This window comes from Bacillus sp. FSL E2-8887 (genome assembly GCF_038007205.1).
In the GTDB taxonomy this organism is placed as follows: Bacteria; Bacillota; Bacilli; order Bacillales; family Bacillaceae_G; genus Bacillus_A; species Bacillus_A mycoides.
The window spans coordinates 149192-161949 of sequence record NZ_JBBOWS010000001.1 but is presented as its reverse complement, the minus strand read 5'-3'; the positions used below and the strand labels follow the sequence as shown (position 1 = coordinate 161949).

The 12758-nt window shown below is 35.3% G+C and carries 7 protein-coding genes and 1 riboswitch; of the genes, 2 read left to right on the top strand and 5 right to left on the bottom strand.

Annotated elements, in window-relative coordinates:
- Positions 1-10 precede the first annotated feature (10 nt).
- Positions 11-820: a hydroxyethylthiazole kinase gene (thiM, locus tag NSQ08_RS00675; RefSeq protein WP_340770359.1), complete on the bottom strand. Its 810-nt coding sequence runs from the start codon at positions 818-820 to the stop codon at positions 11-13.
- Positions 821-892: 72 nt separating this feature from the next.
- A riboswitch (TPP riboswitch) is annotated at positions 893-1002 on the bottom strand.
- A gap of 228 nt (positions 1003-1230) precedes the next feature.
- Here thiM and topB point away from each other — a divergent pair.
- A complete protein-coding gene (gene topB / locus NSQ08_RS00670) occupies positions 1231-3420 on the top strand; it encodes a DNA topoisomerase III (protein WP_340770357.1) in 2190 nt (729 codons plus the stop codon).
- A 39-nt stretch (positions 3421-3459) separates the two neighbouring features.
- Here the strand turns inward: topB and NSQ08_RS00665 are convergent, their stop codons facing one another.
- The 4 genes from NSQ08_RS00665 to NSQ08_RS00650 all read right to left on the bottom strand — a co-directional run bounded on the left by NSQ08_RS00665 (position 3460) and on the right by NSQ08_RS00650 (position 11040).
- A complete protein-coding gene (locus NSQ08_RS00665; RefSeq protein WP_340770354.1) occupies positions 3460-6435 on the bottom strand; it encodes a YhgE/Pip domain-containing protein in 2976 nt (991 codons plus the stop codon).
- Between the two features lie 305 nt (positions 6436-6740).
- On the bottom strand, positions 6741-7532 hold the full coding sequence (locus tag NSQ08_RS00660; protein WP_340770351.1) for an endonuclease/exonuclease/phosphatase family protein: 792 nt from the start codon (positions 7530-7532) through the stop codon (positions 6741-6743).
- Positions 7533-7536: 4 nt separating this feature from the next.
- Positions 7537-9174, bottom strand: a complete 1638-nt coding sequence (locus NSQ08_RS00655) for a PTS transporter subunit IIBC (protein ID WP_002016687.1) — start codon at positions 9172-9174, stop codon at positions 7537-7539.
- Positions 9175-9375: 201 nt separating this feature from the next.
- Entirely contained in the window at positions 9376-11040 is a 1665-nt protein-coding gene (locus NSQ08_RS00650) for a glycoside hydrolase family 13 protein (protein ID WP_340770343.1), read from the bottom strand.
- A 376-nt stretch (positions 11041-11416) separates the two neighbouring features.
- On the opposite strand from NSQ08_RS00650, the gene NSQ08_RS00645 reads away from it, so the two are divergent.
- A complete protein-coding gene (locus NSQ08_RS00645) occupies positions 11417-12751 on the top strand; it encodes an FAD-dependent oxidoreductase (protein WP_340770341.1) in 1335 nt (444 codons plus the stop codon).
- Positions 12752-12758: the final 7 nt, after the last annotated feature.

The window sequence follows — 12758 nt, the reverse complement described above, 5'->3', positions numbered from 1 at the left end:
GTTCCCCTCCTTACTGTATAACCTCAATCTTTCCATACTTCTCAATATCATCTGAAGTTGTATTCGCTAACTGATTTAAAAATTCAATTTGAAAGCTTCCTGGTCCACTCTCTACTGTTTTCGAAGCCGCTATTTCTGCTGCTACTCCATAGAATGTTAATGCGGCTACTGCTGCCTTTACATAATCCTTTTCTACCGCTACAAATGCTCCTATTACAGAAGTTAGTAAACAACCTGTTCCAGTAACTTTCGTTAAAATAGGATGGCCATTTCGAATAAGAATAGTTCGCTCTCCATCTGTAACAACATCTTCTTGTCCAGTAATTATCGCAACTGTATTTAATTCATCCGCTGCCTGTTTTGCAATATTTACAACATTACCGTTTCCAGTACCAGCATCTACACCTTTAATTTCCCATTTCTCATTAATAACGTTAGCTATTTCAGCTGCATTTCCGCGGATAACAGCTAAATCGATTTCAGCTGGAATATATCTCGCAACTTCTGTTCGATAAGAAGTTGCTCCTGCCCCAACTGGATCAAACAATACTGGTACATCATTCTTATTTGCTGATTTACCAGCAAGTAACATCGCTTCTACCTCTTCAGGACGAAGTGTACCCATATTTAAAACAAGGGCTCCCGCAATGCTAGCCATTTCAGCTACTTCTTCTTTTGCATACGCCATTACAGGTGATGCTCCTAATGCTAACAAACCGTTTGCTGTAAAATTTGTTACAACAACATTTGTAATATTATGCACGAGTGGATTAGACCCTCTCACCAATTCCACTATTTTACTAATTCCTTGTACATTCATTCTATTCATCTCCTAACTTTAATGATGGGAGATACACAAAAAGGCACTTTGCGCGTACGCAAAGTGCCTGAACATGTGCTTTTACACTCTCCCTACGCTGGCATTATCCAACAGGTTCAAATGGTCAATGACGGATTAGTCATACTCTCAGTTTGCATCCACAAACTCCCATGTGTTTATTATTCATCTACTTCAAAGTCTACTCTTATTCTAGTAAAATAACAAGTTCTTTACTTTTATAGAATGATAGAGATCAGAACTCTCCTGGTTCAACCATTCTTCGCCTTTATATAAGTAAAACTCTCACACGTATATTTCACCACAAATAACTCAAACCGTCAGCAAGACTGAATAGAACAAAGATGTATGCTATATTTAACGTATGGAAATTTGAAAGGATGTTTTTAAATATGGCAAAAAGTATTGTAATTGCTGAAAAACCTTCTGTTGCACGTGATATCGCACGTGTACTGAAATGTGATAAAAAAGGGAACGGCTATCTTGAAGGTAGTAAATATATTGTTACTTGGGCTTTAGGTCATCTCGTTACATTAGCTGATCCAGAAAGCTATGATGTGAAATATAAACAGTGGAATTTAGAAGATTTACCAATGCTACCGGAGCGTTTAAAACTAACCGTTATTAAACAAACAGGGAAACAGTTTAACGCTGTAAAAAGTCAGCTTCTTAGAAAAGATGTAAATGAAATCATTATAGCTACTGACGCCGGTCGTGAGGGAGAGTTGGTCGCACGCTGGATTATCGATAAAGTTAAAATGCAGAAACCGATTAAACGTCTATGGATTTCATCTGTTACCGATAAAGCAATTAAAGATGGCTTCGCAAATTTAAAACCAGGAAAAGCATATGACAATCTATACGCTTCAGCTGTCGCACGTTCAGAGGCTGACTGGTATATCGGACTTAATGCGACTCGAGCATTAACTACTCGCTTTAATGCCCAACTAAATTGTGGTCGTGTTCAAACACCTACTGTAGCCATGATTGCAAGCCGTGAAGATGAAATCAAACATTTCAAAGCTCAAACTTACTATGGTATCGAAGCTCAAACAGCTGAGAGATTAAAGCTAACTTGGCAAGATACAAAAGGAAATGGCCGTAGCTTTAATAAAGAAAAAACTGATGCAATCGTGAACAAAATTAGTAAACAAAATGCTACTGTTGTAGACATTGATAAAAAACAAAAGAAATCGTTCGCTCCTGGTCTTTACGATTTAACTGAACTACAACGTGATGCGAATAAAATATTTGGTTACTCTGCGAAAGAAACATTAAACATTATGCAAAAATTATATGAACAGCATAAAGTTTTAACGTACCCTCGTACAGATTCACGCTATATTTCATCTGATATTGTCGGAACACTTCCAGAGCGTCTGAAGGCTTGCGGAGTTGGAGAATACCGTCCTTTAGCACATAAAGTATTGCAGAAACCTGTAAAATCTAATAAATCATTTGTTGATGATAGTAAAGTAAGTGATCATCACGCAATTATTCCAACAGAGAGCTATGTAAACTTCTCAGCTTTCACAGATAAAGAACGTAAAATTTATGACTTAGTTGTAAAACGTTTCTTAGCTGTTTTATTCCCGGCCTTTGAATATGAACAACTAACATTGCGCACGAAAATTGGTGACGAAACGTTCATCGCACGCGGAAAAACGATTTTACATGCTGGTTGGAAAGAGGTTTATGCAAATCGGTTTGAAGATGATGATGCAAACGATGATGTAAAAGAACAAATCTTACCTCGCATCGAAAAAGGCGATACATTAAACATAAAACTAATTGTCCAAACATCAGGTCAAACAAAAGCACCTGCACGCTTTAATGAAGCAACATTACTTTCAGCAATGGAAAACCCAACAAAATACATGGATACGCAAAACAAACAACTTGCTGACACGTTAAAGTCAACTGGTGGATTAGGTACTGTAGCTACACGAGCTGATATTATCGACAAGTTATTCAATTCGTTCTTGCTTGAAAAACGTGGTAAAGATATTCATATTACTTCAAAAGGCCGTCAGTTACTTGATTTAGTGCCAGAAGAACTGAAATCTCCTACACTAACTGGTGAATGGGAGCAAAAGTTAGAAGCTATCGCTAAAGGAAAATTAAAGAAAGAAGTATTCATTTCAGAAATGAAGAACTATACGAAAGAAATTGTTGCTGAAATTAAATCGAGTGATAAAAAATATAAACATGACAACATTTCAACGAAGTCTTGTCCAGACTGTGGTAAACCGATGTTAGAAGTAAACGGTAAAAAAGGTAAAATGCTTGTATGCCAAGATCGCGAATGTGGTCACCGTAAAAATGTATCCCGCACTACAAACGCACGCTGTCCTCAGTGTAAAAAGAAACTAGAACTTCGTGGTGAAGGAGCGGGCCAAATTTTCGCATGTAAATGTGGCTATCGTGAGAAACTTTCTACATTCCAAGAGAGACGTAAAAAAGAATCCGGCAGCAAAGCTGATAAACGTGACGTCCAAAAATATATGAAACAACAGAACAAAGAGGAAGAACCATTAAACAATCCATTCGCAGAAGCATTAAAGAAATTAAAATTTGATTAAATAAAAAGGTTCCTACCTCTATCGGTAGGAACCTTTTTATTAATGAATGATTTTACTTCCTTTTGCATTCTCAACGAATTTTTCACTTGATTTGTTAATTGGTGTTTTCAGTAATAACGCAGCAACAATCATAACTACTACGAAAACACTTAACACAAGTAAATCTCTAGTTACTATATCCCAAAGCATTCCGCCAACTGTTTCACGAATTGCACTAATTGCATATGTGAATGGTAAGAACGGATAAATCGCTTGGAAGAACGGTGGTGTCATTTGAATTGGGAATGTTCCGCCTGATCCTGCTACTTGCAGTACAAGTAAAATGATCGCCATCGATTTCCCAACGTTTCCGAAAATAGAAACGAGTGAGTACACGATACAAACAAATACTCCCCCAATAAATAAACTAAATAACACAAACCAGAACTTATCGACTACGTACGTACCGAGTAAGAATATATCTCCCATTGATACGATAAACGCTTGTGAAAGACCTATCGTTAAGAATGTTAATAAACGTCCGAAGTAAACTTCATGGCTCTTATAATTCGCGCCCTCTTCGTGTACTTCTACCGTTAATAATGAAACCATTAATAATGCGCCTACCCATAATGCAAGCACTGTATAGAATGGTGACATTGCTGAACCGTAGTTCGGCATTGCAAATAATTTATTCTCTTTTAAATTTACTGGATTTGCAAAGTAGTCACTTTGCTTTTCAACATCATTCTTTAATAAGCGTATGATGTCTTTTATATCCTCTTCAGATTCAAAATCACGAATTTTATCTGCTAATTCTTTAATCTTTTTCTCAGTAGCTGGCATTTCAGCTTTAATATCTGCAATTTTCTTTTGACCATCTACTAAGCCTTTTGATGAATCTTCAAGTAATTTTTTCACATCTGGAAGCTTCTTATCTGCCTCACCTAAAATTTGAGATGTATTTTTAGACATCTCTTTTGTACGAGCAATTGCTGCGTTAAAGTTTGGAACGATTTCTGAGTCATATTTAGCTAAAATGTCACCAATTTGGCCCGAAACATTTTTAGACACTTGATTAATACTTTCAATAACATCTGCTGCTGGTTTTTGACCTTTATTAATAGCGTCAATTCCTTTATCAGTTAAATCGATTCCTTTTTGCAAACCATCTTTTGCTTTATTTAACTTAGCAATTGTGCCATTAAGATTTTTATCACTATTCACATCGCCCAAAACTTTATTTGTACTTTCCATAACCGGAATCATATCATTAACTAAATTCCATCCTGCTTTGAACTGTCCATTTAAATCATTTAAGGCTACTTTTGTAGAATCTAATCCATTAACACCTTTGTTACTTAAGTCTTCTCTTGCTTTTTCAAGCTCCGTTTTTAATCTGCTGTAATCATTTACAGCCTTATCATATTTTTCTCTACCATTGTCTAATGCTTCATTTGTTTGGTTTACTAAATCATTTGCTGCTTTTATATCTTGATTTAAATTCCCTCTTAACTGCTGAGCATCTTCTTTTACATTTTCAGCTTTGTTTTTCAATTGCTCAGCTGTGCTTACTGCTTTTTCGAAATCTGCTACAAACGTAGCATTATAATCTGCTTCTGCTTGATTTACCAAGTTATTTATTGCATCTAATTTTTTATTAGTAGCGTCTCTTACATCTTGTTTCACTTCTTGCCCTGTACCAATAATATTGGCAATATCTTTAACGCCACCATTTGCATTTTCAATAGCTGATTTAAGGTTTGTTAATTTTTCTATTCTCTTTTGGAAGAATTCTTTTCCAAAATCAGTTGATGCAGACTCTTTAAATTTAGTAAAGACATCAATTAAATATGAAACACTATCTGCTCGACCTTGCAGCGTCTCAGAAACCTTATTAAGATCTTGTTTCGCTTTTTCCGGATCCAAATTACCATTTTGCAACCCGTTTATAACACCTTGTGCATAAGTTGTTCCGACACGTATCGAACTAAAAACATTATTTACAGTTTGATCAATATTTTTAGCAATATTTTTATACCCCTCACCATTCACTTGCGGTAACGCTGGAATTTCTGGTATTTGTGGTACTTGCGGAATAGTTATATTAGGCAACACTGGGAATTTAGCCGGATCTGGAAGTGTCAGATTAGAATCAAATGATGGATTTTTTAAGAAATCCGTAATTGCTGCCGCACTATCTAAACCTTGTTGCATTACAATTAAATTATTCTTAATTGTTCCAGGTGCACGCTTCAATGTTTCATCATTTCTCGCAAAGAATTTATCTAAATTCCCTAACGCTTCCTGCCCATCATTCATAACACTTTCTACAACTGGCAACTCTTTTTGCGCTACTTTCACAACATCTTCTGCCCGAGTCGCATCATCTAATGCCTTATCCACAAGTGTATTCATTTCTGGGAACTGTGCTTCTAACTTAAATACGAGATCCTTGACCTTCTCAATACTTGGTAAGTTAGTTTCTAAATCGATTCCAAGGTCATTGAAGATTTTAAAAATCTCACCGTTTGCTGTTTTAACAAAGTTTTTACTAACCTCTTCTGTAAGACCCGATGCACCTTTAGCTGTAATTTTCGGTGCAATCGCATTTACTTTTTCATTTACATAGTAATCAAGTTCTGGTTTCTGTGGATTTTCATTCAAGACCGTTGCAATCTTTTCAGAAAAATCTTTTGGAATAGTAATACTTGCGGAATAATCTCCACGCTCTACTCCATAAATTGCTTGCTTTTCATCAACAAACTTCCACCCGAAATTTTTGTCCTTCTTAAGTGAATCTACAATTTCTTCCCCGATGTTAATATCTTTCCCTCTTAAATTTGATCCAACATCTTGGTTAGAAACTGCAATTTGGATTCCTTTCGTATTTCCGTAAGGATCCCAAGAAGCTTTAATGTTAAACCATGCATATAACGATGGTAAAATCATTAACCCTAAAACAATAACAATTGCAGCCCAATGTTTGGCTACATTCCGTAAATCTGTCTTATAAATACGCCAAATTTGTTTCATAAAAGTTATCACCTAATTATATATTTTTCCTTCTTTAGAAAATGATACATACATTTTGTAATTATATCACTTTCTACATCGTGGATTAAACGAAAACATACTATTTTTCCCATTAAATATTTCACTTACTTCATTATATAACGAAGTAAAAAAAGTATGCATACAAAATGACCAAATTAGTTTTACATTCAATAATAACAAATATATAGGAAATGTCATAAAAAATACAAGTATTTTCTCTTGGGAATATTTGTATTTATCAAAAAACCCTCCCAGCTTTTCATTATCTGTGAGGGTTTCTTCTATTATATATCTAATTGTACTTCTACACCGAAATGGTCAGAAATTACATTTTGATTTGTTCCATTAAAAATGACTTTTGAAGAAGTAACTGTTTTACTTTGATTGCTTAATATTAGGTCGATTCGTAAGTTTTGTTTATTTTCATCCCAACCAGCAATCTCTCCTTGGACAGTTGTTCCTTCATCCTTCTCTATCGCTAGTTCATATGTGTCATATAAACCTTTTTGCATCATATACTCATAACCCTCTCCTTCCAAACGAGCATTGTTATTAAAATCACCCATTAAGAAGGAAAGTTCATTGCTATTTACACGCTCCATTAAACGATCAACTTGGTCTTTGAATGATTCTTCTTCATCATTCCACCAACCGAGATGGCAAGAATAAAACGTTATATTCTTATCATTATAAGCAATTGTTGCACTTACAATTTTGCGTGTTTTCCAATACGTTGTATCCTTATTTTCTGAGACAAAGAACGTATCTTCCTTTACAATGTTGTGCTTTGTTACAATTGCTAATCCTTCTTCGTACACATCATATCCAATATGAGAGAAATCCCAAATAATATTGTATTCTTTTACATTTAGTGCTCTTAACTCTTCTAGCAGTAAAAGCCCAAAATTATCTTTTTTCTTGTTACCGCATACATTTTCAGCTTGTATAGACTGACTTACTTCTTGCAATGCGATCACATCATAATCTTCTTCTTGAATTGCTTTAGCAAGATACTTTATTTTTTCAATTTGATTCTCTTCTTGCCAAGAGTGACAATTTAAAGTTAGCAATTTCATATTATTACGCACCTAACATATCTTGAATATCTGACTTTAATACGTCAGCTTTCGGGCCATATACTGCTTGTACACCTTTATCTTTTACAATAAGTCCTAAAGCACCATTTTGTTTCCATTTTGCTTCTGGTGCAACGGCATCTAAATCTTTTACTGTTACACGTAAACGTGTCATACAAGCATCTACGTCAGCAATATTATCTTTTCCGCCCAATAAATCAATAACTTTTGTTGCTAATGAACCATCTTGTACATTTCCTGTTCCTTCTGTTGACTCATCTTCATTATCAATATAGTTTCCTGCACGCCCTGGCGTTGGTAAATTGAATTTTTTAATTAAGAAGTTGAATAACGTAAAGTTAAGGCCGAAGAACACTAATGAAACAATGACAAAGTTGATTAAATCTCTCGTTAAACCTGCATTGATCATCATTGGTGTACGTGTAATTAACTCAATAAATCCAAATGCATGAACACGTAAATTAATTAAATCCGCTAATGCGAATGCAAGTCCTGTTGTAATTGCATACACAACATATAATACTGGTGCAATAAACATGAACATGAATTCAATTGGTTCTGTTACACCTGTTAAGAATACTGCTAATGCAGCTGATAAGAACATTGGTTTATATTTTGCACGTTTTTCTTTATCGACATTACGGAACATCGCAAACGCAATCCCCATTAACGCTGCCGTTGAGCCGATAACTTGTCCAGCTTTGAAACGAGCTGGTACAACGTTATTTAATAAATCGTTATATGCTTTCGTATCTCCATTTGCTAATAAGTTATTTAAATCTGTAATCCATGCAAGCCATAACGGATCTTGTCCCGCTACAATTTGTCCAACCTTTGAGCCAGTTAACATCGTATATGTTCCGCCTAGCTCTGTGTAGTTCATCGGAATTGTTAACATATGATGTAATCCAAATGGTAATAATAAACGTTCTAACGTTCCATATACAAACGGTGCAATAACTGGTGCACTATCTTTAGATGCTGCAATCCAGCGACCAAATTCATTTAATCCACTTTGGATAAATGGCCATACAAGTGATAATACAATCGCAGTGACTGTAGACCAAACAATTACAACGAATGGTACGAATCGTTTTCCATTAAAGAATGCTAATGCCTGTGGCAGTTTATTATAATTGTAGTATTTGTTATATAAAGTAGCTCCTAAGAAACCTGTGATAATCCCTACGAAAACTCCCATGTTTAATGCTGGTGCACCAAGTACAGAAGTAAAGTAATCTTTTACAAGTAAATCTCCTGCTAAAAATGAAGAAACTGTCGCTTTTGAATCCGTTAACATTTGAGCGTTTACGCCAAATATAGCTCCTGTAATTCTGTTTGTTAAAACGAATGCTAATAGTGCTGCAAATGCACCACCTGCTCGATCCTTCGCCCAAGATCCCCCAATTGCTACTGCGAATAAGATGTGTAGATTTGTAATAATTGCCCAACCGATGTCTTCCATTACTCGAGCAATGGTATGAACTGCGTTAACATCCCCAGCAGACATCCCAATTAACTTACCGATGGAAATCATTAAACCAGCTGCTGGCATTACAGCTACAACAACTAGTAACGCTTTCCCGAACTTTTGCCAAAAATCAAAAGACGTAATTTTCATCTGTTTTTCCTCCCCTTTATTTATAACAACATAATGATTTAAATTATAATTTCTGTTTCTCTTATGAAAACGATTCCTTATGTTTCTTTTTCTCTTTACGCAACCGTTTTCATAAATCTATTTTAATAAAAGCGTTTTCACATTGCAATAGAAATTTATTTTTTTTCATAAAAAAAGATGCTCAAGGAGCATCCTTTTTCATTATAAAATGCGATAAACCCTTGTTTCATAAGGTTTCAACGTGATTGTAGTTATTTGTTCATGTTCCGCAACTTCATAGTTATTTAAAAGCAAACGTTTGCGTTCTAATGCGAATAAACTCTCATTATGCACAGCTTCCTCTTTTGAGATATTACTAATTACAATGACTTTTTCATCCTGTAGCGTACGTGTATATGCATAAATTTGTGGATCGTCTTCTAATAGTAAATCGTACGTACCGTAGTTCAGTACATCGTGCTCTTTTTTCAAGGCAATCATTTTCTTATAGAAATTGAAAATAGACTTTTCTTCATTTTTTTGCTTTTCAACATTAATTTCTTTGTAATTTGGATTCATGCTAAACCAAGGTGTACTTGTTGTGAAGCCAGCATTCATTTCATCATTCCACTGCATAGGTGTACGTGAATTATCGCGGCAAGAAGCCCATATAATTTCCATCATATCTTGATGTGATACGCCCTCTGCAATTTTCTCACGATATAAATTTTTAATTGCTACATCATCGTAATCTTCAATATTTGGGAACTGAACATTTGTCATACCAATTTCTTGTCCTTGATAAATAAACGGTGTGCCGTGCATAAAGAAATACATCGCTCCTAAAGCCGTTGCACTTTCACGCCAATATTCTTTATCATTTCCCCAAGTAGACACAATACGTGGCTTATCATGATTTTCAATATATAAAGCATTCCATCCCTTATTTTCTAAACCTTTTTGCCACTTTGTTAATACTTTTTTCAACTCAACAACATCAAGATCTTTCTTCTTTTCTGCATCCCATAAGCTTAAATGCTCAAATTGGAATACCATATTGAATTTACCATTCTCTTCTCCAACCCAAAGATCAGCATCTTCAACTTTCACACCATTTGCTTCTCCAACAGTCATAATATCGTATTTAGCAAATGTGTTTTCTTTTAATTCTTCTAGTAATGGCTGAATACCATTTACATTCATATGTTTGTCAAAAGAAGGCACATACTTTAACCCTTTTGGGTTTGGCATATCCTTGAGGCCATCTTCTTTTTTTATATGACTAATCGCATCGACGCGGAAACCATCAATACCTTTATCAAGCCACCAATTAACAGTATCATATAAAACTTCACGAACTTCTTTATTCTCCCAGTTCAAATCTGGTTGTTTACGCGAGAATAAATGTAAATAATATTGCTCTGTCACTTCATCATATTCCCATGCAGAACCATTAAAGATACTTTCCCAATTGTTTGGTTCCGCGCCGTCTTTACCATCCTGCCAAATATACCAATCACGCTTCGGATTGTCTTTAGAAGAACTTGATTCAATAAACCATGGATGTTCATCACTTGTATGATTAATAACTAAATCAATAATAAGCTTCATGTCACGCTTATGAACTTCATCTAGTAGCATATCAAAATCTTCCATCGTACCAAATTCATCCATAATATCTTGATAGTCACTAATATCATAACCATTATCGTCATTAGGTGATTTATACATTGGACAAATCCAAATTACATCTATACCTAAATCTTTTAAATAATCCAGCTTTGCAATAATCCCCTGTAAATCTCCAATACCATCACCATTTGAATCCATAAAGCTACGTGGATAAATTTGATAAGCGACAGCTTCTTTCCACCATGTCTTATTCATACTAATTCTCTCCTTTTGCATCCCATCGGATTTTTTTATGCAAACGTTTTCGTAACACTATCATAACAAAATATGAATAGTTTGCAACTGTTTTCATTGAACTCTATGTAGTTTCCTTATTCTTATGCCTTATTTATTTCTCACAAAGATAAAGTGAAACTTTAATCGTTAAGGAGATGTCCATTCCCCGCTGATTATTAGCCCTTACCAATCGAGCTTTTACGAGCAGCCCTATCTTCTTTGTTTCAGCCGGATTGTCTTACTGCTCGCAAATAACGGGATAAATCTAACCCTTCTCTTCTTCTCGTCCATGCGTGTTAAATACACTCTTCATATACTAATACAAGCTCATATTATTTCAGAAAGGAGATATAAATTGAAACAAACAAAATTAACTGGTCGTATCGTCGTTCCCTCGGATCCTGGGTATGACATAGCCCGAATAAATTTAAATTTAAGCATTCCAAAATTTCCTTGTATTATTGTTTTTTGTCGAAATAAAAATGATGTGTGTAACGCCTTAAAATGGGCACGTGAGCGTCATATACCATTTCGCTTAAGAAGTGGACGACATAGCTACGAAAATTTCTCTCTTTTAAATGGCGGGCTTATTATTGATGTGAGTGAAATGAAGCAAATTACGGTTAGTACAGGAAAATTAACAGCAACAATTGAAGCGGGTGCAAATCTTGGCACTGTGTATAAAGAACTTTGGAAATATGGTGTTACAATACCAGCTGGCACAAGTGCAAGTGTCGGAATTGTGGGGTTAACACTCGGCGGTGGCATTGGCATGCTTTCACGCTTATTTGGACTAACATGTGATCAATTAGTAGAAGTCGAAATGGTACAAGCGTGCGGAAAATTTGGTGCAAAAATCATTCGTGCAAATGAACAAGAAAACCCTAACCTATTTTGGGCATGCCGTGGCGGTGGCGGTGGAAATTTCGGGATTATTACTTCCTTAACCTTTCGAGTCCACCCTATTAAAAACGTATCAATTTTCTCACTTACATGGGAATGGAAAGACTTTATTGCTGCATTTCAAGCTTGGCAAAACTGGGCACCTTATATAGATGAACGTCTCACTTCATCAATTGAATTATTCTCTAAACAACGAAATAAAATCGAGGTGAAAGGTGAATTTGTCGGCTCTCCTTCTGAACTCTATCCTCTATTATCTCCTCTTCTTGAAACTGGTAATCCTTCTCTCTTTATAGATGAAGTCCCGTATATAAAGGCTGTTCAATTCTTTAATAGCGGCAATATTCCTGAAAAATTCAAACGCTCTGGTTCCTACGTATATAAACCTATCCCTCTTAAAGGTATTCAAATCTTACAATATTTTCTTTCTCATGCACCAAATAAAGATGCGAGTATTTGGCACCAATCACTCGTAGGTGCTGTAGAAAACATTTCGCCTAATGAAACAGCTTATTTCCACCGCAAGGCAATTATTGCTCAAGAATATATTACTTCTTGGAAATGCAACGATGAAGAAAATCGAAATATACGCTGGGTTAAAGATTTACGGGAAAGCTTAGACCCTTACACGCTGGGAGACTATGTAAATTGGCCCGATATCGACATAAAAAATTGGCAAACTAGTTATTATGGCTCTAATTTTCAAAGGTTGCGTAAAGTGAAGACAGTATATGACCCTTGTAATGTTTTTCGTTTTCAACAAAGCATTCCTCCTTTCCATACGTAAAAAGGAA